The following is a 19710-nucleotide window of genomic DNA, read 5'->3' on the forward strand; positions in this document are numbered from 1 at the left end:
GACAGGCGTGTTCAACGCCGTGACGACTAGTGGAGTGCATTCGTGGCCTCAATCCTGGAAAAAGTTCTTCGTGTTGGCGAGGGGCGCATTCTGCGCCGGCTCGAAAGCTATGCGAAGGCCATCAATGCGTTGGAAGACGACTTCAGCACCCTCAGCGATGAGGAACTGAAGAACGAAACAGTGTCGCTGCGTGAGCGTTACTCGGGCGGCGAGTCACTCGATGACTTGCTGCCCGAGGCGTTCGCCGCCGTGCGCGAAGCATCCACCCGCACCCTGGGACTGCGCCACTTCGACGTGCAGCTCATGGGCGGCGCGGCCCTGCACCTCGGCAACATCGCCGAGATGAAGACCGGTGAGGGCAAGACCCTGGTCGCCACGACGGCGGCCTACCTCAACGCCATCACCAGCCGTGGTGTGCACGTGATCACGGTCAACGACTACCTGGCCAGCTACCAGAGCGAGCTGATGGGTCGTGTGTTCCGTGCCCTGGGCATGACCACCGGATGCATCGTCTCCGGCCAGACCCCCGCCGTGCGGCGCGAGCAGTACGCCTGCGACATCACCTACGGCACCAACAACGAGTTCGGTTTCGACTACCTGCGCGACAACATGGCGTGGCAGGCCACCGACATGGTGCAGCGCGGCCACTACTTCGCCATCGTCGACGAGGTCGACTCGATCCTCATCGACGAGGCCCGCACCCCGCTGATCATCTCCGGCCCCGCCTCCGGCGAGGCGAACCGCTGGTTCACCGAATTCGCCAGCCTGGCCAAGCGCCTCGTCGTCGACGAGGACTTCGAGGTCGACGAGAAGAAGCGCACCGTGGGTGTGCTCGAACCCGGCATCGAAAAGGTCGAGGACTACCTCGGCATCGACAACCTCTACGAGTCCGCGAACACCCCGCTGATCTCGTTCCTGAACAACGCCATCAAGGCCAACGCCCTGTTCAAGAAGGACAAGGACTACGTGGTGATGAACGGTGAGGTGCTCATCGTCGACGAGCACACCGGCCGCATCCTGATGGGCCGACGCTACAACGAGGGCATCCACCAGGCGATCGAGGCCAAGGAAGGCGTCGCGGTCAAGGCCGAGAACCAGACCCTGGCCACCGTGACCTTGCAGAACTACTTCCGGCTGTACTCGAAGATCTCCGGCATGACCGGTACCGCCGAGACCGAAGCCGCCGAGTTCATGAGCACCTACAAGCTCGGTGTCGTCGCGATCCCCACGAACAAGCCGATGCAGCGCATCGACCAGTCCGACCTGATCTACAAGAACGAAGAGGCCAAGTTCGGCCAGGTCGTCGAAGACATCGTCGAACGCCACGCCAACGGCCAGCCCGTTCTGGTGGGCACCACGAGCGTGGAGAAGAGCGAGTACCTCTCCCGCCTGCTGGCGAAGAAGGGCGTGCGGCACGAAGTGCTGAACGCGAAGAACCACGCCCGTGAGGCGGCCATTGTGGCCCAGGCCGGCCGCCTCGGCTCGGTCACCGTCGCCACCAACATGGCCGGCCGTGGCACCGACGTGATGCTCGGGGGCAACGCCGAGTTCCTGGCCGTCGCCGCGATGAACGCCAAGGGCCTGAGCCCCGTGGAGACGCCGGAAGAATACGAAAAAGAGTGGGACGACGTCTTCGCCGCGGTCAAGGCCGAGGTCTCCGTCGAAGCCGACAAGGTGATCGAGGCCGGCGGACTCTACGTGCTCGGCACCGAACGCCACGAGTCCCGCCGCATCGACAACCAGCTCCGCGGCCGCAGCGGCCGCCAGGGCGACCCGGGCGAGAGCCGGTTCTACCTGTCGCTCACCGACGACCTGATGCGCCTGTTCAACGCCGGTGCCGCCGAGAGCCTGATGGGCCGCCAGGGTGTGCCCGACGACATGGCCATCGAGTCCAAGGTCGTCAGCCGCGCCATCCGCAGCGCCCAGTCGCAGGTCGAGGGCCGCAACGCCGAGATCCGCAAGAACGTGCTCAAATATGACGACGTGCTCAACCGCCAGCGCGAAGCCATCTACGGCGACCGCCGGCACATCCTCGAGGGTGACGACCTGCACGAGCGCACCCAGCGGTTCCTCGAAGACGTCATCGACGAGGTGCTCGACGTGCACACCGGCGAGGGCAACGGCGACGACTGGGACTTCGACGCGCTCTGGACCGAGCTGAAGACGCTCTACCCGGTGGGCCTGACCATCGACGAGGTCATCTCCGAGGCCGGCAACAAGGGCAAGATCAACCGCGACTTCATGCGCCGGGAGATCATCTCCGACGCCAAGGTGGCCTACGCCCGCCGCGAGGAATCTCTCGGCTCACCGGCCATGCGTGAACTCGAACGCCGCGTGGTGCTCTCGGTCATCGACCGCCGCTGGCGCGAACACCTCTACGAGATGGACTACCTCAAGGACGGCATCGGCCTGCGCGCCATGGCGCAGCGCGACCCGCTGGTGGAATACCAGCGCGAGGGTTTCGCGATGTTCCAGCAGATGATGGGCCAGATCCGCGAAGAGACCGTCGGCTTCCTGTTCAACCTCGAGGTCGAGGTGTCCCAGCCCGCCGGCGCCGTCGACGCCCCGATCGTCGCGGCCAAGGGCCTCACGCCCCCGGCCGAATCCGCCGAGGAGAAGCTCAGCTTCACCGCCCCGAGCGACTCCGGCGGAGTGGAGGTGCGCAACCAGCGCGGCCAGATCCAGCAGGCCGCAACGGACCGCGCCCGCCGGGCCGCCGTGGCCGCAGCACCGGCCGACGCCGCTGCCGCTCCCGCCGCCCCGACCGGTCCGCCCCAGCGCGGCGCCTTCGGCCAGCGCGCCGAGTCCGACCAGCCGGCTGCGAACAACCGCGCGGAGCGTCGCACCCAGGGCAAGAAGAAGTAGCGCCACCCCAACTGCGCCCGGTGCGGACAATTGTGTCCAGCGCACCGGGCGCATTTGTCCGCCTGGGCAACAGGTGGCGGCTCAGCAGGGTCAGGGCAGGGTCAGAGCACGTTGATGGCGCTGGCCCGCCAGCGGTTGTCCAGCCCCTCCAGCCGTACCGCGACGGCCCGCACCCGCACCTTGCTGTGCACGATCACGACGGCCTCGATGATGCCGTCCCGTGGCTCGTTGATGGTGACCCGGCCGATCGTGATCGACGGCCGTTGGGCCCGCTGTCCCTTCACCGCGCGCGCCCGAGCCGAGAGCACCACGCGTTTGAGCAGGTGCCGGTAGACGTCGTCGCTGACCCACCTGGCCAGCTGGTCGAGCTCCCTGGCCCCGGCCAGGACTTCGATCACGCAGCGGGTCAGATTCACCAGCAGCGGCTCAGGGTCGGGCAGGGCAGCGCGCGTGCTCGGTTGATGACCGAAGAAGTCATCGGCGATGAACCCTTCCGGCGCGCTGCGCTCGGCGGCGCGGTCTGGCGCGTTCGGGTTCGCGTTCGCAGACGCGGGCTGGCGGGGTGCGGCAAGTGGATCGCTCATGGGTTGCTCCAGTTGCGTGGATCCGTGGTGTCGACGAAGAGAGCGGGACGAGTGGCGCTGTCGTGCGATGGAACACCTCACGGTCCCCGCAGCTCCGGAGGCCATGGCCGACACTAAATCACCCGACAACCAGCCTGTCTAGGCCTGGGGCGAGCTGTGGATAACATCAGCATCGGCCGCGGGGGCCGACTACCGTCGGGGTGTGCGCTGGGACAATCTGTTCGACGACCTCGAAGGTCAGCTCGAGAACGAGCTGAACGCCGAGGACGTCGAGATGCGTGCGGAAGAAGAGCGGCTCCGCCTCGGCCGGTTGGCGTTGCGCCAACGGCTCACCGGGGTGGTGAGCGGGGCACCGGCGACCCGGTTGCTGCGGGTGGTGCTGGCCGACAACGAGACGATCACGCTGCGGCCGACAACATTCGGGCGGGACTGGCTGGCCGCCGACCTCCTGGGCGCCGGCGCCGCCGCCCCGCAGTGCATCCTGCCGTTCGCCGCGATCGCGGCGGTGATCCTCGATCCGGCGCAGGTGACGCCCTCACTCGCCGAGCAGACGGAGCCGCCCGCCCGGCTGGTGGACCGGATCGGCCTGTCGTTCGTGCTGCGCGACCTGTGCCGACGGCGGAAGAGCGTGCAGCTGCGCACCGGGGTGGGCACGATCACCGGCACGATCGACAGGGTCGGCCGGGACCATCTCGACCTCGCCGTGCACGCCGCAGGCACGCTGCGTCGAGCGGGCGAGGTGCAGCAGGTGCGGATCGTGCCCGTGCACCAGATCCACCTGGTCAGGCTGGATTGAAGTCAGGGCTCGGGCCGGTCCTGGCCGTCGGTGGCGCCGGGGCGCAGGATGCGGCCGCCGGAGAGCTCGGGGATGTTCGCAAAATCGGACTGCTCCCACAACGACATCCGCCTGGCCTCTTCGTACTTCGCCTCGATGTAGGACTCCAGCACCACCCGTTCCACCCGCCAGGCACCGGCGGCACCGATCCGGATGGCGGGCAGCTCGCCGGTCCGCACCAGGTCGAGGGCCGCGGACAGGGTGAGGTTCAAGATCTCCGCCGTGTCGGCGAGAGTGAGGAAACGCCCGATGGACGCGGACGAGACGGGATCGCTCATGCACCTGATTATCCGACCTGTCGGCGCATCCCGCACCCTTCCACGCCAGCTGTGGATAACTTCAGCAGCCGAACTGCGGCCTTGCCACGATAGGAGGGCGGAACCGGCAGACGGCGAAGGGGCGGGCGTGGACGAGGTGAACGGATGAGACTCCGAGCGGAACCCGCTGCCGGCCGGCCCCCAGCGTCTACCCGGCCCCGGTTCTGGGTCGATCCGCGCTTCGTGCTGGGGCTGATCCTGGTGATCGCGTCCATCGTCGGGGTGAGCGTCGTCGTGGCCGGGAGCGACCAGAGCATCGCGGTGTACGCCGCCCGGGTGCCGTTGGCCGTCGGCGATCACCTCGACGCCGACGACCTGGTCGAGACCAGGGTGCGGCTAATCGGGGCCGACGACCTCTACCTGACGCCGGCCCGGATCCCCGCGGAGGGCCTGATCGTTACCCGCACGATCACCCCCGGTGAGCTCGTGCCCGCGTCCGCCGTCGGTACCAGGGCGGGCGAGGACGTCACCAGCCTGGTGCTCGACCTGCGTGGCCGGCTCTCGACGGGCCTCGCGGCCGGCTCGATGGTGGATGTCTGGTCGGCAGGATTGGTCGACAGCGGGGTGTACGGGCCGCCGGCGGTGCTGGTCGGACAGGCAACGATCGTGCGGATCCTGGAACCTGCCGGCCTGATCCAATCCGACGGCGGCCGATCGGTGGAGGTGCTCGTGCCCAAGGACAAGATCGCCGCCGTGCTGGAAGCCGTGGCCAACGAGGACGCCATCTCCCTGGTGGCAGTGAACACCCCGATCGGCGGCTGATCATGGTTACGCTGGCGCTCGCGCTCGACCGGGATACCGAGGACCGGCTGCTCGCCGACATCATCGAGAACGGGCACGAGATCGTCGCCCGGCCGGCGAATGTGCGCGAGCTGCTCGCGGTAATCGACCGGCACTCACCTGACGCCCTGATCGTCGGGGCCACATCCGGCACGCTCACCGCCGAGCTGCTCGCCGCCACCGACGCCAGCGGGATCCGGGTTGTGGCGCTCACTGCCACGGCCGAGGAACGCCGATACGTGGCCGGACTCGGCCTGCACGAGGTCGTCGCCGCCGACGCCGACTGGGCCGACGTGGAGCGGGTGCTGACTCTGGGCGGCGATATTCCGCTGCGGATCGACGACACTCCCGTGCATCCCATCCCGGCCGACGAGTCGCAGCAGGAGGCCACAGGGACGACACCGCCGCGGCCCGGCCGGTCGCGGGCGCGTCGGCGCGCCGACAGCGGCAAGCGGGCCAGGTCGTCTTCGACCCGGCAGACCCGGCGCCAGGCACAGGCCGCCGCCGCATCCACCGGCCCCGTCGCGGCGACGTCGGCCATCGGCGCGCACCCGTCGGGCGGCGACCGGGAAGCCGGAGGCTCCGCCGTGCACCGCCCGGATTCTGCAGACCAGGCGGCCGAGCACGCCGTTGCGGGCCTGACCGGGGAGGGCACCGTGATCGCGGTGTGGGGCCCCGCCGGCGCTCCGGGCCGCACCACCCTGGCGATCAATATCGCGGCCGAGATCGCCGCCGCCGGGCACACCGTCGTGCTGGCCGACGTCGACACCTACAGCGGCTCGATCGCGCCGAGCCTGGGCCTGCTCGATGAGGCCCCCGGCTTCGCCGCGGCCTGCCGGCTGTCGGGTAACGGCGCGCTCAGCCAGACGGAGCTGGAGCGGATCGCCCACCGGTACAACTCGCCGCGCGGTGCGTTCTGGGTGCTCACCGGCATCGGGCGTCCCTCCCGGTGGCCCGAGCTCTCTGCCGAGCGCGTGAACGGAACCATCGGGGCGCTGCGGCGGTGGACGGACTACGTGGTGCTCGACACCGGGTTCAGCCTGGAGAGCGACGAAGAGATCTCCAGCGACCTGTTCGCCCCGCGGCGCAACGCGGCCACCCTCGCCGCGCTCGGCGCGGCCGACCGGGTCGTCGCCTGCGGCCTCGCGGACCCCGTCGGCCTGGCCCGGTTCCTGCGCGCCTGGGGCGATCTCACCGAGGTGATCAGCACTCATCGGGTGGATGTGGTGATGAACCGGGTGCGCAGCAGCGCCGTCGGCCTCGGCCCGCGGGGGCAGGTGGAGAGCGCCCTGCGCCGGTTCGGCGGAATCGAGGCGGCCGCGTTGGTGCCGCACGACCAGGCCGGCGTGGATGCAGCCGTGCTGACCGGCCGCACGCTGCGGGACGCAGCGCCGCGCTCGCCGGCCCGGCTGAGCATTCTCGGCTTTGTGCGCGACGAGCTCTTGCCTGCTCCAGACGCCCGCCCGGCCCGGCACGCCTGGCCCGGTGCCTGGCGGTGGCGGCGCACCGCGACCGCCACCTGAGGCATCCGGCCGCTCGGCTCACCCCGGTAGGCCGGTCGTATTCTCGGCGGCCGCGAGCGGGATCACGCTGAGACCCCCGTCGGCGCCCACGATCAGCACCACCCGAGCAGCCTGGACGCCACCGAGTGCCTGGACGACCTCGGCGGGGTCCGGCAGCGCGGTGGCCGCACCCTCCCGCTGCCACAGGGTGACCTGGGCGCCGGTCAGCTCGTGCAGGTGCCGAACCACCGGCTCAGCGCCAGGACCCATGATGAGCACCAGCTCGCCGATCGCCGGAGGGTTGCCGGCCGCCACGGCGGCCACCGGGTCCGGGTCGGCTGCCGCGGCAGCGGCTGCCCGGTCGCCGCGCCAGAGCGCGAAGTGATAGGAGGACACCAGGCCCGTGGCCACCAGCAGGCCGAGGGGTGCGCGGATGCGGTCGACGAGCCCGGAGTCCGCGGCGAGCAGGATGTCGAAGAGCCTGAACCCGATCACCAGAATGGTGACCAGGGCAACGATGGCGCTGATGCCGAAGACGACGACCAGGTACACGCCGCGGCCCGACGACGCGCGCTGTCCGACTCCGAGGCGTGCGGCGGGCCGCCAGCTGAACCACCAGACCGGCGCGCCCACCAGCAGTGCGCTGATGCCGCCCAGCAAGAGCGTGTGCGGGCTCGACCCCACCAGCGGAGTCGCCAGCGCCGCCAACAACGCGTTCACGATCACGCCCAGGCCGGTGGCCGCGGCGATCAACGCGATCCCGCTGGTCACCAGCGTGCTCGCCTCCTGCACGGCGGCCGACCTGGCCGCCACGACGGCGCGATGATGCAGCCAGACCACGCCGCCGACCAGGGCCGCGGCGACCGCCGCACCGAGCGGGTCGAGAACATCCGGCATGGCGTCGGAACGGTCGACGACCAGCCGCAGCACCACGAAGAGCGCGGTACCGGTGCCGGTCAACGTCAGCAGGCAGCCGCCCAGGATGCCGATGCCCACCAGTGCCACGGCAGCGAGCGGTGTACGGGCCTGACTGGCGCCGTCGTACCGCCAGTGCCACCACCAGATCGAAGCACCACCGAGGGCCCACACCAGAGCCTGCACGGCGCCAGACCACCAGGGGGCGCCGACGGCGACGACCGGCGGGCCGCCGAGCGCCGCATCGAAAAGACTGGAGAGGGCGGTGATCGCGCCACCGACTCCGATCACCAAACCGAACAGCCCGCCGAGCACCGCGGCAGTGCCCGGCAGCCGGGACGGCGGCCGGCTACCGCGGTGCAAAACCAGCCGGTGGCCCACCCAGACGGCCGCCCAGACCAGGCCGGTGGCGGCCTCAGTGGTGACGCGCTCGCCCGTCACCGCACCGGCGATCGCCGTGAAGACCGCGGAGCCGGCAACGATCAGCGCCACGGTGGTCATCCCCACCAGGTACAGCGCGTAGGCCAGCGAGCTCCGCTCCGACGGATCGGCGAGGCGGCGCCAGGCGAACCAGCCCAGGAGCACCGCCAACGGCCCGCCGATCAGGGCGAAGGTCAACGACCCGGCCAGTCCCGTCGTCGCGCTGCCCACGAGGAGATCGTCGCTGAACACGTCAATAGCCCGGCCGATCAGGTCGGCGAGACCGGCCGCGGTCAGGCACACCAGCACGAAGAGAATCGTGTAGACGATGATCCTTCGCACCAGGGGGGCGGCAGAGGCTTTCGGCTGCGTCACTGGGGCTCATCCCCGGTGCCGGTCGGGCAGATTGTGAGTTGCCACGGCGCCTGGTCGACGAGCCAGTCGCCATCCGCCTGCACCAGGGTGAAGGCATCCTGGAACTCATACTCCGATGACCCGAACGGGCCGGCGCCGCTCGACGTCACGATCGACACGCGCACCGTCGCGGCCCTGCCGCGCTCGTCGGTGTCGAGGAGGGTGATGCGGATGTCGTCTCCGTACGCCGGCGCTCCGGCGTCGCAGCCGGTCAGCGCGGCGGCGCTGAGGTACCGGGCGGCCACCTCGTCGTCGCCGTCGAGAACGGCCGCCGAGTAGCGCTGCACGGCGCCAGCCGGGGTGTTCGCGTCGAGCCTGGCGGGTTCGGCAGTGGTGAAGACCACGATCAGCGCGACGACAACCAGGGCCACGATCACCCCGATAAGCACTACCAGCGCCCGATCGGGGCGCCCGGGCTGCGGCATCGGCGAAGCTGGTTCTGGCACACGATCAGCGGTGGTCATACCCCGAGCCTGTCGTATCCGGCGCTCGGGCACCACTGCCGCGGCCGATGACCCACCCTCCCGGAAGGGCGCCGTGCGGCCGGATCTCGTGCACTCCGCCGGGCGGCGGCGGCCGTAGGCTGTTCATGTGTCGACGCTCAGTGATCTCGTACTTGCCCAAGGCCGCAGCAGTGCGGAGGACGTCGACTGGCTGCACATGCTCGTCGCCGACGGCCAGCTGTTGGCCGACCTCGCCTTCGCCGACATCGTCGTCTGGGTGCCCACCCTCGCCGGTAGCTTCGTGGCCGTCGCGCACGCCCGGCCGTCCAGCGCCGCCACCCTGTTCTACCGGGACTTCGTGGGCCAGGAGATCAAGGCGGAGTGGCGCAAGCAGGTCACCGAGGCCTTCGACACCGCCAAGATCATCGACACCACCGCGCCGGACTGGTACGAGGAGACCCCCACCCGGGTGCGCGCCATCCCGGTGCGCCGCCGGATCAGCTCCAGCGGGGCCGAGATCACCCCTGAGCCCATCGCCGTGCTCACCCGGCACACCAACCTGAGCGAGACGCGCACGCCCGGCCGCCAGGAGCTCACCTTCAACGACTGCGCGAACGACCTGTTCGCCATGATCGCCTCCGGCGACTTCCCCGACCTCGGCGCCCCGACCGGCCCGCGTCGCGGCGCTCCCCGCGCCTCCGACGGCCTGATCCGGCTCGACCTGGACGGCGTCACCACCTTCGCCAGCCCCAATGCCCTCTCCGCCTTCAACCGGATGGGCTTCGCCGACGAACTCGAGGGAGAGTCGCTGGCCGAGGTGACCACGAGCCTGCTCAGCGGCAAGGCCGTCGTCGACGAGTCGTTGCCCCTCGTGGTGACCGGCCGGGCGCCCTGGCGCACCGATATCGAGGCTCGCGGGGTGACGGTGTCGCTGCGCGCGATCCCGATCCGCAACCGGGGCGAGCGCATCGGCGCCATCATCCTGTCCCGGGATGTTTCGGAGCTTCGCCACCAGGAACGCGAGCTGATCACCAAGGATGCCACCATCCGGGAGATCCACCACCGGGTGAAGAACAACCTGCAGACCGTGGCGTCGCTGCTGCGCATCCAGGCCCGACGCACCCACTCCGACACGGCCAGGGAAGCGCTCAACCAGGCCATGCGCCGAGTCGCGGCCATCGCAGTGGTGCACGACACGCTCTCGAGCGGCCTCAGCCAGAACGTGGACTTCGACGCCGTCTTCGACCGGGTGCTGCTGCTGATCGCCGAGGTCGCCTCCGCGCACAACACCACCGCGCACCCGAAATCATCCGGCAGCTTCGGCATCCTGCCGAGTGCGTACGCCACCCCGCTGGCCCTGGCGCTGACCGAGCTGGTCACCAACGCGGTCGAACACGGCCTGGCCGGACGCGAGGGCGAGGTCGCCATCGAGGCCGAGCGCGACGAAGAGACCCTCACCGTGCGGGTGCGGGACAACGGATCCGGCCTGCCCGAGGGCAAGGTCGGTTCGGGGCTCGGCACTCAGATCGTGCGTACCCTGATCCAGGGCGAGCTCAGCGGCACGATCGATTGGCACACCATGATGGGCTCCGGCACGGAGGTCACCATCGAGATCCCACTGCGATTCATGGAATTCGACTGATCGGGGCGGGCACCGGCGTACCCGGTCCGGAACCGAAAACGGGCGAGGAGCCGGGAGAACCCGGGCTACTCGCCCATACCGACACCAGAGGAACGGTGCCGAACGCTACGTTTTCGAGGGTGCTGGCTAGGACGCGCGGCGGGCGCGAGCGGCACGACGCTTGAGGGCGCGACGCTCGTCTTCGCTCAGGCCGCCCCAGACGCCGGAGTCCTGACCGGTCTCGAGTGCGTACTGGAGGCACACCTCGGTGACATTGCAACGCGCGCACACGGACTTGGCCTTCTCGATCTGGTCGACTGCGGGACCAGTGTTGCCAACCGGGAAGAACAGTTCCGGGTCAGCGGTGAGGCAGGCAGCTTTATCGCGCCAGTCCATAGGGGTGCTCCTTTATTGCGGGGGGATGCCTGGCCGATCGGCCGAAGATGCGGGGAAGGCCCAGGTTTCAGGAAGGTCGGATCTGCGTGGAGATCTGCTCACTACCCTGTGAGCGTCAACCGGGCCTCAAATATGGTCGCATAATAGGGGTGTCAAATCAATAGTTTTGTATGGGATATCGCTGTGATTCAACCGTTCGACCCCAGCCAGGACGGCCTGGACGAGCCCCGCCCTGCCCCCCGCTCGGGGGCGTTGAGGGCCCTGGTGGTGCTGTTAGCGGCCGAAGCGGCGTTGCTCTGGGCGCTGGTGATCTGGCTGATCCTCGAGCTGCTCACCGACCAGCCGACCTCGTTCGCGAGCGCCGTCGCGATCCTGATCCTCACCGTGATCGCCGCGATCTGGGTGACCACCATTACGGTGGCCACCCTCCGCAAACGCACGTGGATCCGGGCCGCCGCCGTGACCTGGCAACTCGTGCAGGTGTTCGTCGCAATCGGCTGCTTCCAGGGGCTGTACGCCAGGCCCGACGTCGGTTGGGCTCTGCTGGTGCCGTCCGTCGTCGTGATCGCGCTGCTGTTCACCCCGAGCGTGCTGGCCGCGACCAGCGCCCGCGAGTCGTAGCTAGCCCAGCCCGAGCTTCTTGCGCAGCATGGCCACGTGCCCGGTGGCCTTGACGTTGTAGAGCGCCAGGGTCACGACGCCGGCCTCGTCGAGCACGAAGGTGGAGCGCAGCACGCCGGTGACGGTCTTGCCGTAGGAGTTCTTCTCGCCCCAGGCGCCGTAGGCGTTGTGCACCGTCAGGTCTTCGTCGCTCAGCAGCGGGAAGGTGAGGTGGTCATTCTCGGCGAATGCCTTGAGCTTGGCCGGGGTGTCCTTGGAGAGCCCGAGCACCTGATACCCGGCCGCGGCCAGGGAACCGAGGTTGTCGCGGAAGTCGCAGGCCTGGGTGGTGCAGCCCGGCGTCATGGCGGCCGGGTAGAAGTACACCACGACCTTCTGGCCGCGATAGTCGGCCAGGCTGACGCTTCGGCCGTCCTGGTCGGTCAGGGTGAAGTTCGGGGCAGTGTCGCCTGCTGCGAGCCGGGAGGAATCGGTCATGGAACCACGGTACCCGGTCAGTTCTCGCCCTGTCGGTGCGTGGGTGCGGCCGCAAACGTCTCCAGGAGGCGCTGGAGGGAGTCCAGGCGGGCTTTGCCGGTCTCACCCAGGGTTCCGGCCGCGACGGCCTCGTTGATGGCGCAGTCGGGCGAGCTGGGCAGGTGGGTGCAGCCGCGCGGGCAGTTCTCGGCGATGGCGGCCAGGTCGGTGAAGGCGCGCAGGATGTTGTCGGTGTTGATGTGGCCGAGCCCGAACGAGCGCACCCCGGGGGTGTCGATCACCCAGCCGCGGCCGGCAGCTGTTTCGAGCCGCAGGGAAATCGTCGACGAGGAGGTGTGCCGACCCCGGCCGGTGACGGTGTTGACGACGCCGACGGCGCGATGGGCATCCGGCACCAGCGCGTTGACGAGAGTGGACTTGCCCACGCCGGAGTGGCCGACGAAGACGGTGTCGTGGCCGACCAGCGCGGCCGAAATCTCCTCGAGCGGCATGGCGTCGTCGCGGCTCTGGAACACCGGCAGGTCGAGCCCGGCGAAGTTGCTGAGGAACTCGGCGGGATCAGCCAGGTCGGTCTTGGTGATGCAGAGGATGGGGGAGACCCCGGCGTCGTAGGCGGCGACGAGGTAGCGGTCCACCAGCCGGATGCGCGGTTCGGGGTTGGCCGCGGCCACCACGATCAGCATCTGGTCGGCGTTGGCCACGATCACACGCTCCACGGCATCCGTGTCGTCGGCACTGCGGCGCAGCAGGGTCTCGCGGGGCACGATCCGCACGATGCGGGACAGGCTGCCCTGGGCGCCGCTGGTGTCGCCGACGATGTCGACGCGGTCGCCGGTGACCACGGCGTGCTTGCGCAGCTCGCTGGCCCTGGCGGCCGTGACCCGGCGTTCTGTGCGCTTGTTCTCGTCGAGCATCACGGTGTACCGGCCACGGTCGACCGAGAGGATGCGGCCGGTCAGGGCATCGCCGTGCTCCGGCCGGGTCTTCGTACGCGGTTTGGTGCCTTTGCGCCCGGGGCGGATGCGCACGCTGGACTCGTCGTACTGCTCCGGCTCATCGTCGTCAGGCGACGACCACCAGGTCACACTGTTCCCATCAATGGGCGCCGTTGTTCGCGAGCAGGCCGTGCCAGAGCTCGGCGAACTGGGGGAGCGTCTTGGCCGTCGTGCCGATGTTCTCCACCTCGATGCCCGCCACAACGAGGCCGAGCAGCGCGCCGGTGGTCGCCATCCGGTGGTCGTCGTAGCTGTGCCAGGTGCCGCCGTGCAGCGGCCGGGGTTCGATTCGCAGGCCGTCCGGCAGTTCGGTGACCTGGCCGCCGAGGTTGTTGATCTCGGTGGCGAGCGCGGCGAGCCGGTCGGTCTCGTGGTGGCGGATGTGGCCGATGCCGGTGATGGTGCTGGGCGAGTCGGCCAGGGCGGCCAGCCCGACCAGGGTGGGGGCCAGCTCGCCGCCGGTGGACAGATCGAGGTCGACGCCATCGATCCGGCCCGTGCCGGTGACGGTGAGCCTGTCGCCGTCGACGGTGACCGTGGCGCCGAACAGCGGCAACAGTTCTGCGAGGGAGGCACCGACCTGGGTGGTGGTGGCGGGCCAGCCGGTGATGGTGACGGTGCCTCCGGCGACGAGAGCCGCGGCCAGAAACGGGGCGGCATTGGAGAGGTCGGGTTCGATGTCGACCTCTGCACCCCGGATCGGCCCCGCAGCGACGTTCCAGACGCCGACCTCCGGGCTGATCACGGCCACACCACGCTGGGCGAGAGTCTCGATCGTCATCTCGATGTGCGGCAGGCTCGGCAGGCGCTGACCGTCGTGGCGCAGCTGCAGGCCGTTCGTGAACCGGGCGGCCGCGAGCAGGAGCCCGGAGACGAACTGGCTCGACGAGGACGCGTCGATGGTGACCTCGCCGCCGGCCAGGTCGCCGGTGCCGTGCACGGTGAAGGGCAGGGCGCCGCGGCCGTCGTCGTTGATGTCGGCGCCGAGGGCGCGCAGCGAGCTGATCGTGGTGCCCATCGGGCGGCGCTTCGCTCCGGCGTCACCGTCGAAGGTGGTCGGGCCGAGGGCCAGGGCGGCAACGGGCGGCAGAAAACGCATCACGGTGCCGGCCAGACCGCAGTCGATGGTGGTGGAGCCGAACAGCTCGCCCGGCGTGATGAGCAGGTCGGCGCCGTACTCGCCGGCACCGTCGACGGACTCGATGGTCGTGCCCAGCTGACGGAGCGCAGCGACCATCAGATCGCTGTCCCGCGAGTGCAGCGGCGCACGCAGCAGCGAGGGCGAGTCGGCCAGGGCCGAGAGCACCAATTCGCGGTTGGTCAGCGATTTGGAGCCGGGCAGCGACAACGTCGCCGCCAATGGCCGGGGCGCGACGGGCGCCGCCCACAGGGCATCAGTCTCTTCCGGCGAGCTGTCGCCGTAGGGATCGAACTCCGGCTTGGAATATCTCGAGATCAACATCGGTTATCAGAATAGTCGGGTTCGCTCCGTTGGGCCCGACTTGAGAACAGTTCGTAAGGGAGGTCACGGGTGCCAGCATCCATGCTCATGGAACGCACGCACGCGGTGCCTGACGGCGTCGACGGCTTAGAATTGCCCGTGATGACAACAGACACGACTGACATGCGGGACCTGTTCGAAGCACAGGCCATGCCGTTTATCGACCAGCTCTACGCAGCGGCAATGCGCATGACGCGGAACCCCTCTGACGCTCAGGACCTGGTGCAGGAAACCTTCGTCAAGGCGTTCGCGTCGTTCAAGCAGTTCGAACAGGGCACGAACCTCAAGGCGTGGCTCTACCGAATTCTCACGAACACCTTTATCAACACCTACCGCAAGAAGCAGCGCGAGCCGTACCAGGGCACCATCGATGACCTGGAGGACTGGCAGCTCGGCGGGGCGGAGTCCACGACGGCGACGTCGAGCCGCTCCGCGGAAGCCGAAGCCATCGACCACCTGCCGGACAGCGCCGTCAAGGACGCCCTGCAGTCGATCCCGGAGGATTTCCGCCTGGCGGTGTACTTCGCCGACGTCGAGGGCTTCTCGTACCAAGAGATCGCCGAAATCATGAAAACGCCCATCGGCACGGTGATGAGCCGCCTGCACCGCGGGCGCCGTCTGCTGCGCGAGTTGCTGGCCGGTTACGCGCTGGAGCGTGGACTGGGCACGGGCCAAGCTGCATCGAGCAAGAAAACACCCGGGAGTAAAGCGAAATGACCGATTGCGGTTGCGAGAAGGCCAAGGCCGAACTCGAAGAGTATCTGCACAACGAACTCCGCAAGGAGGACGCATTCGACATCCGTGAGCACCTCGAGCACTGCACGGATTGCAGCACGGAGCACAATGTGGGGCGCACCCTCACCGAGGTGATGCAGCGGGCCTGCAAGGAGACCGCTCCAGAGGACCTGCGCGACCAGGTGCTGCTGCGCCTGCGCACCATCCAGTCAGCGCACTAACTCCCGTTTACCGGCCAGAGTCCCCGTCTAGCCGATTCGCGCGACAGTGACTTCGATCGCGGACACGGCAGGGTCGCCCGCGGCGACGAAGTACTCCTCGATGGTGTCGTAGACCCGTCGGCAGACCTCGGTGGCCGCGTCCACGTCCTCGACGCCGATCGAGACGGATGCGGTGACCCCGGCCGTCGATTCCGTGACCGCGACGAGTTCCGGCGCGGACGGCTTCTGGGTGAGTGCGCCGATGACGTCCTTGACGATGCCCACCAGTACCGGTCTGGCCGGGTACAACTCATCGACCCCGGGCACACTGCCCACGATCGCGGCCAGCTGCTCAGCGCGATCCGGCTCGGTGTTCGGCGTCGGCGTGCTCTTCTGTGGCGTGCTCATGGCAACAGTGTAGATCGCTCACGCCGGCGCCTTCGCGCAAAAACTTTTTGAACTATTTCGTGACGAATCGGCCGCAGCGCTCGTCTGAACTAAGACGATGCCAATCCTGCCCGTAATCGGGGCTGGGAAAAAGCCCTGAGAAATCGTCGACAACTTTTCCGCCGCCACCCGTTCCACCCGATTCCCCCAGAAATTCAGCATCCGCTTCAGCCAGCACGACACCGGCACCAATCCGGGTCGCGCGATCACCGCCGATCGCGCTGAGGCGAGCCGTCGACGTGCCGCCGACGACAATCAACCAGGCACCCACCCGTGACCGATCCGGAGCACGCAACCGCGGCCCCGAGACCAACACCAGCGATCCGCATCAAGGAGTCCGCCCGATGTCCAGCCTCATCCCCGACCCGTCGAACTCGACCACCCCTCTGCCCGACAACGCCGGTGCCATCTCCGATGCCGCTGCCGAGCGACCCGGAGAGGGTGTGACGACGATCAGGGACAGCGTCATCGCCAAGGTGGCCGGACTGGCCGTGCGGGAAGTGCCAGGGGTGCACGCGCTGGGCTCCGTGCCCACCCGTGCTCTCGGTGCGATCCTCGACGCGCTCAGCAGCAGCGACGCCAGTCAGGGCATCTCGGTGAGCATCGCAGACGATGTCGTCACCGTTGAGATCGTGCTCGTGGCCGCCTACCCGGTTCCGTTGACCGCGCTCGCCGAGCAGGTGCGCGCCGCGGTCACCCTCGCGATCGAGGGACTGGTCGGCATGACCGTAGCGGGCGTGAACGTGACCATCACAGATATTTACGTGGCCGAGGAGGCCGGCGACAACGACGTCGCCGGCGTCCCGGCCACGTAATCAGACCGGCTCTCACGGAGCCCGGCCGGACGGGTCAACGCCTGTTCGGAGCACAGCAGTACCACGCAGTACCCACCACCAGGTACACCAAACAGAAAAGAGACACTCCATGGGGTTCTTCGGATTCCTTCTTCTCGGCCTCCTCGCCGGTGCCATCGCCAAGCTGATCCTCCCGGGCAACCAGGGTGGCGGCTGGTTCATCACCCTTCTGCTCGGCGTCGTCGGAGCCCTGCTCGGCGGCTACCTCGGTGGCCTGCTCTTCAACGCACCGCTGCAGGACTTCTTCTCCATCCAGACCTGGCTCCTGGCCATCGGTGGATCCATCATCGTTCTCCTGATCTACGGCCTCATCGCGGGTCGTCGTAAGGCGTAGCTCCACCCCGCGGGTTCTCCCGCACCCGACAGGCGGCACGACGGACACTGGTCCGCGTGCCGCCTGTCTGCGTTGGTTGTCTGCGTTGGTTGTCTGGGTTGGTGGGCGATGTTCCAACTTTCGGACGACGCCGCGGCCGGCCACCCTGGCCTACTCTCGGGACTGTGATGAAGACACCTGCCCCCGCACCGCACCCCGATCGACCACGCTCGGCCCGCCGGCCCGGCTCAGGCAGCCGGGTTCCGCTGTGGCTGCGGATCCTCATCCCGACGGCCCTGATCCTGGTCTGGTTCGTCATGTTCGGCGCCGGCGGCGCTTCATTCGGGCGCATCAGTGACGTCTCGACGAACGACCAGGTACAGCAGTTGCCGGCCAGCGCTGACGCGACCAGGGTGCAGGCGCTGCAGACGGAGTTCCGCGGCGACGACGTGCTGCCGGGAGTGCTCATCTACGAGCGCGCCGGCGGCCTCACCGAGAGCGACCAGGCCGCGATCACCGCGCAGGTCGCTGAGCTGGCCACCCTCGACGGTGTCGTCACCGAGAGCGTCTCGCCGGCCATCTTCTCCGAGGACGGCGAGGCGGCCGAAGCCATCCTCACCCTCGACACCCAAGTGAAACCCGCCGACACGGTCGAGCTGATTCGCGCCACCATCGCCGACAACCCGATCGCGGGCGTGACGACCTACGTGACCGGACCGGCCGGGTTGATCGCCGACCTTACCGGCGCCTTCGCCGGTATCGACGGCATCCTCTTGCTTACCGCGCTCGGCGCCGTGCTGGTGATCCTCATCATCGTCTACCGGTCGCCACTGCTGCCGCTGATCGTGCTGTTCACCAGCCTCTCCGCGCTCTGCGCCTCGGTGCTGGTGGTCGTTGCCCTGGCCGCTGCCGACGTGCTCATCCTGACCGGCCAGACCCAGGGCATCCTGTTCATTCTGGTGATCGGTGCGGCCACCGACTATTCGCTGCTCTACGTGGCCAGGTTCCGTGAGGCGCTGCGGGACAACGCCCGGAAGTGGGACGCGACCCTGGTGGCGCTGCGGGGCTCCTTCGAACCGATCCTCGCCGCCGGCGGCACCGTGATCGTGGGCCTGCTCTGCCTGCTGTTCAGCGACCTCAATTCGAACAAGGCGCTCGGCCCCGTGGCGGCCATCGGCATCGGCTTCGCGCTGCTCAGCGCCCTGACTCTGCTGCCCGCCCTGATGCTGTGGGCCGGCCGGGCCGCATTCTGGCCGGTGCGCCCCAAGCTCGGCTCTGCCCACCCGGGCCTCGAGGGCGACAACGCCAAGGGCGTCTGGCCGTGGCTGGCCCGCCTGATCAGCCGCCGCGCCCGGCTCATCTGGATCGCCTGCACGGTGCTCCTGGCGGTGGCGTCCATCGGCGCGTTCTCATTCAAGGCCGATGGGGTGTCCCAAAGCGAGTTCGTGCTGGGCACCTCGGAGGCCAGGGACGGCCAAGCAGTGGTCGGGGCGCATTTCCCCGGCGGCTCCGGAACCCCGGCCGTCGTGGTCGGCCCGGAGTCCGAGTTGCAGGCGATGACGGATGTTCTGCTGGCCAACGACGGCGTCGACTCTGTCACCGTGCTGTCCGAGGACTCCGTCAGCGGGTCGCTGCCGGTCACCGCCGACGGTGTCCAGGCGTTCGGCCCTCCCGGCACCCCCGCGGGCGACCCGACGGTGATCGACGGCGACGTCATGCTGCAGGCGACCCTCACCGACGTGGGGGACTCGGCGGCTGCCGAGGAGACGGTGCGGGAACTCCGGGTGGACCTCGACAGCGTCACGGGCACGGTGCTCGTGGGTGGGACCACGGCCATCGCCGTCGACACCACCGACACCGCCATCCACGACCGTAACCTGATCATCCCGATCATCCTCGGTGTCATCCTGGTGATCCTCATGCTGTTGCTGCGCTCGATCCTGGCACCGGTACTGCTCGTGGCCACCGTCGTGCTCTCGTTCGCGGCCGCGCTGGGGGTGTCCTCCTGGGTGTTCGACGGGGTGCTCGGCTTCCCCGGCGCCGACCCGGTGGTGCCGCTGTACGGCTTCGTCTTCCTGGTGGCACTCGGTATCGACTACAACATCTTCCTGATGACCCGGGTACGGGAGGAGTCCATCCGGTTCGGCACCCGCACGGGCATCCTGCGCGGCCTGGTCGCGACCGGCGGCGTGATCACGTCGGCTGGGCTCGTGCTGGCCGCCACGTTCGCCGCACTCGGGGTGCTTCCGATCCTGTTCCTCGCCCAGCTGGCCTTCATCGTGGCCTTCGGCGTGCTGCTGGACACCTTCCTGGTGCGTTCGCTGCTGGTGCCCGCGCTGGCCCACGACATCGGCCCGAAGATCTGGTGGCCGAGCAAGCTCGCCACCGCCGAGCCCCGCGAACCGTGAGAAAAGCCCCAAAACGCGCGCGCTCTTGGGGCTTCACTCACAGTTCGCGGGACTGAAAAGGGCCGCA

At 68.9% G+C, this 19710-nt stretch carries 21 protein-coding genes; 11 read left to right on the top strand and 10 right to left on the bottom strand.

Going from position 1 to position 19710, the window contains the following annotated elements; translation table 11 throughout:
• Nucleotides 1-42: 42 nt before the first annotated feature.
• A complete protein-coding gene (secA, locus tag CTB96_RS00860; protein ID WP_110125026.1) occupies nt 43-2865 on the top strand; it encodes a preprotein translocase subunit SecA in 2823 nt (940 codons plus the stop codon).
• Between the two features lie 101 nt (nt 2866-2966).
• Here the strand turns inward: secA and CTB96_RS00865 are convergent, their stop codons facing one another.
• A complete protein-coding gene (locus tag CTB96_RS00865) occupies nt 2967-3449 on the bottom strand; it encodes an Rv3235 family protein (protein ID WP_248283149.1) in 483 nt (160 codons plus the stop codon).
• A gap of 202 nt (nt 3450-3651) precedes the next feature.
• On the opposite strand from CTB96_RS00865, the gene CTB96_RS00870 reads away from it, so the two are divergent.
• Complete coding sequence (locus CTB96_RS00870) at nt 3652-4245, top strand: hypothetical protein (protein WP_110125027.1); 594 nt, start codon at nt 3652-3654, stop codon at nt 4243-4245.
• 2 nt (nt 4246-4247) lie between these two features.
• Here CTB96_RS00870 and CTB96_RS00875 read toward each other — a convergent pair whose 3' ends face one another.
• Nucleotides 4248-4562, bottom strand: a complete 315-nt coding sequence (locus tag CTB96_RS00875; protein ID WP_110125028.1) for a helix-turn-helix domain-containing protein — start codon at nt 4560-4562, stop codon at nt 4248-4250.
• 144 nt (nt 4563-4706) lie between these two features.
• Here CTB96_RS00875 and CTB96_RS00880 point away from each other — a divergent pair, with 144 nt between their 5' ends.
• Complete coding sequence (locus tag CTB96_RS00880; protein ID WP_146215719.1) at nt 4707-5363, top strand: SAF domain-containing protein; 657 nt, start codon at nt 4707-4709, stop codon at nt 5361-5363.
• A 2-nt stretch (nt 5364-5365) separates the two neighbouring features.
• Nucleotides 5366-6904: a CpaE/TadZ family protein gene (locus CTB96_RS00885; RefSeq protein ID WP_110125030.1), complete on the top strand. Its 1539-nt coding sequence runs from the start codon at nt 5366-5368 to the stop codon at nt 6902-6904.
• Between the two features lie 18 nt (nt 6905-6922).
• Here the strand turns inward: CTB96_RS00885 and CTB96_RS00890 are convergent, their stop codons facing one another.
• Both CTB96_RS00890 and CTB96_RS00895 read right to left on the bottom strand, forming a co-directional pair.
• The gene (locus CTB96_RS00890) at nt 6923-8593 is read right to left on the bottom strand and encodes a DUF5671 domain-containing protein (protein ID WP_248283150.1); all 1671 of its coding nucleotides are present in this window, start codon (nt 8591-8593) and stop codon (nt 6923-6925) included.
• Complete coding sequence (locus CTB96_RS00895; protein WP_248283151.1) at nt 8590-9096, bottom strand: LpqB family beta-propeller domain-containing protein; 507 nt, start codon at nt 9094-9096, stop codon at nt 8590-8592. The genes CTB96_RS00890 and CTB96_RS00895 overlap by 4 nt, the downstream gene beginning before the upstream one ends.
• A 127-nt stretch (nt 9097-9223) precedes the next feature.
• Here CTB96_RS00895 and CTB96_RS00900 point away from each other — a divergent pair, with 127 nt between their 5' ends.
• Nucleotides 9224-10717 carry a sensor histidine kinase gene (locus tag CTB96_RS00900; protein ID WP_110125031.1) on the top strand — a complete coding sequence of 498 codons (1494 nt, stop codon included), beginning with the start codon at nt 9224-9226 and terminating at the stop codon, nt 10715-10717.
• 126 nt (nt 10718-10843) lie between these two features.
• Here the strand turns inward: CTB96_RS00900 and CTB96_RS00905 are convergent, their stop codons facing one another.
• Nucleotides 10844-11092, bottom strand: a complete 249-nt coding sequence (locus CTB96_RS00905; RefSeq protein WP_035837005.1) for a WhiB family transcriptional regulator — start codon at nt 11090-11092, stop codon at nt 10844-10846.
• A 183-nt stretch (nt 11093-11275) separates the two neighbouring features.
• Here CTB96_RS00905 and CTB96_RS00910 point away from each other — a divergent pair, with 183 nt between their 5' ends.
• Complete coding sequence (locus tag CTB96_RS00910) at nt 11276-11713, top strand: hypothetical protein (RefSeq protein WP_248283152.1); 438 nt, start codon at nt 11276-11278, stop codon at nt 11711-11713.
• On the opposite strand, the gene bcp is transcribed toward CTB96_RS00910, so the two are convergent.
• The 3 genes from bcp to aroA are packed head-to-tail and all read right to left on the bottom strand — an operon-like array spanning nt 11714 to nt 14647.
• Complete coding sequence (gene bcp / locus CTB96_RS00915) at nt 11714-12190, bottom strand: thioredoxin-dependent thiol peroxidase (RefSeq protein WP_110125032.1); 477 nt, start codon at nt 12188-12190, stop codon at nt 11714-11716. It lies immediately after the preceding gene.
• Nucleotides 12191-12207: 17 nt separating this feature from the next.
• On the bottom strand, nt 12208-13275 hold the full coding sequence (gene rsgA / locus CTB96_RS00920; RefSeq protein ID WP_248283153.1) for a ribosome small subunit-dependent GTPase A: 1068 nt from the start codon (nt 13273-13275) through the stop codon (nt 12208-12210).
• 10 nt (nt 13276-13285) lie between these two features.
• Nucleotides 13286-14647, bottom strand: a complete 1362-nt coding sequence (gene aroA / locus CTB96_RS20720; RefSeq protein WP_248283154.1) for a 3-phosphoshikimate 1-carboxyvinyltransferase — start codon at nt 14645-14647, stop codon at nt 13286-13288.
• A 141-nt stretch (nt 14648-14788) separates the two neighbouring features.
• Here aroA and CTB96_RS00925 point away from each other — a divergent pair, with 141 nt between their 5' ends.
• Together CTB96_RS00925 and CTB96_RS00930 are read left to right on the top strand one after the other, a co-directional pair.
• Entirely contained in the window at nt 14789-15403 is a 615-nt protein-coding gene (locus CTB96_RS00925; protein WP_181397096.1) for a sigma-70 family RNA polymerase sigma factor, read from the top strand.
• On the top strand, nt 15400-15642 hold the full coding sequence (locus CTB96_RS00930) for a zf-HC2 domain-containing protein (RefSeq protein WP_110125035.1): 243 nt from the start codon (nt 15400-15402) through the stop codon (nt 15640-15642). The genes CTB96_RS00925 and CTB96_RS00930 overlap by 4 nt, the downstream gene beginning before the upstream one ends.
• A gap of 27 nt (nt 15643-15669) precedes the next feature.
• On the opposite strand, the gene CTB96_RS00935 is transcribed toward CTB96_RS00930, so the two are convergent.
• Nucleotides 15670-16029 carry a hypothetical protein gene (locus CTB96_RS00935; protein WP_110125036.1) on the bottom strand — a complete coding sequence of 120 codons (360 nt, stop codon included), beginning with the start codon at nt 16027-16029 and terminating at the stop codon, nt 15670-15672.
• A gap of 52 nt (nt 16030-16081) precedes the next feature.
• A complete protein-coding gene (locus CTB96_RS20290; protein WP_146215720.1) occupies nt 16082-16327 on the bottom strand; it encodes a hypothetical protein in 246 nt (81 codons plus the stop codon).
• A gap of 85 nt (nt 16328-16412) precedes the next feature.
• Between CTB96_RS20290 and CTB96_RS00940 the strand changes: the two genes are divergently transcribed.
• The 3 genes from CTB96_RS00940 (at nt 16413) to CTB96_RS00950 (ending at nt 19643) form a co-directional block, all read left to right on the top strand.
• Complete coding sequence (locus tag CTB96_RS00940; RefSeq protein WP_110125037.1) at nt 16413-16883, top strand: Asp23/Gls24 family envelope stress response protein; 471 nt, start codon at nt 16413-16415, stop codon at nt 16881-16883.
• Nucleotides 16884-16992: 109 nt separating this feature from the next.
• Nucleotides 16993-17256, top strand: a complete 264-nt coding sequence (locus CTB96_RS00945) for a GlsB/YeaQ/YmgE family stress response membrane protein (RefSeq protein ID WP_110125038.1) — start codon at nt 16993-16995, stop codon at nt 17254-17256.
• A 167-nt stretch (nt 17257-17423) separates the two neighbouring features.
• Nucleotides 17424-19643, top strand: a complete 2220-nt coding sequence (locus CTB96_RS00950; RefSeq protein ID WP_110125039.1) for an MMPL family transporter — start codon at nt 17424-17426, stop codon at nt 19641-19643.
• The last annotated feature ends 67 nt before the right edge of the window (nt 19644-19710 follow it).

This window comes from Cryobacterium arcticum (assembly GCF_003185895.1).
Classification (GTDB): Bacteria; Actinomycetota; Actinomycetes; order Actinomycetales; family Microbacteriaceae; genus Cryobacterium; species Cryobacterium arcticum.

Bases quoted from the DNA above. Each gene is read 5' to 3' on its own strand.
- CTB96_RS00875 (WP_110125028.1), bottom strand. From the start codon at position 4,562: ATGAGCGATCCCGTCTCGTCCGCGTCCATCGGGCGTTTCCTCACTCTC.
- CTB96_RS00930 (WP_110125035.1), top strand. From the start codon at position 15,400: ATGACCGATTGCGGTTGCGAGAAGGCCAAGGCCGAACTCGAAGAGTAT.
- CTB96_RS00895 (WP_248283151.1), bottom strand. From the start codon at position 9,096: ATGACCACCGCTGATCGTGTGCCAGAACCAGCTTCGCCGATGCCGCAG.
- CTB96_RS00880 (WP_146215719.1), top strand. From the start codon at position 4,707: ATGAGACTCCGAGCGGAACCCGCTGCCGGCCGGCCCCCAGCGTCTACC.
- CTB96_RS00940 (WP_110125037.1), top strand. From the start codon at position 16,413: ATGTCCAGCCTCATCCCCGACCCGTCGAACTCGACCACCCCTCTGCCC.
- CTB96_RS00905 (WP_035837005.1), bottom strand. From the start codon at position 11,092: ATGGACTGGCGCGATAAAGCTGCCTGCCTCACCGCTGACCCGGAACTG.
- bcp (WP_110125032.1), bottom strand. From the start codon at position 12,190: ATGACCGATTCCTCCCGGCTCGCAGCAGGCGACACTGCCCCGAACTTC.
- CTB96_RS00935 (WP_110125036.1), bottom strand. From the start codon at position 16,029: ATGAGCACGCCACAGAAGAGCACGCCGACGCCGAACACCGAGCCGGAT.
- CTB96_RS00950 (WP_110125039.1), top strand. From the start codon at position 17,424: ATGAAGACACCTGCCCCCGCACCGCACCCCGATCGACCACGCTCGGCC.
- aroA (WP_248283154.1), bottom strand. From the start codon at position 14,647: ATGTTGATCTCGAGATATTCCAAGCCGGAGTTCGATCCCTACGGCGAC.
- CTB96_RS00885 (WP_110125030.1), top strand. From the start codon at position 5,366: ATGGTTACGCTGGCGCTCGCGCTCGACCGGGATACCGAGGACCGGCTG.
- CTB96_RS00865 (WP_248283149.1), bottom strand. From the start codon at position 3,449: ATGAGCGATCCACTTGCCGCACCCCGCCAGCCCGCGTCTGCGAACGCG.
- CTB96_RS00925 (WP_181397096.1), top strand. From the start codon at position 14,789: ATGACAACAGACACGACTGACATGCGGGACCTGTTCGAAGCACAGGCC.
- CTB96_RS00945 (WP_110125038.1), top strand. From the start codon at position 16,993: ATGGGGTTCTTCGGATTCCTTCTTCTCGGCCTCCTCGCCGGTGCCATC.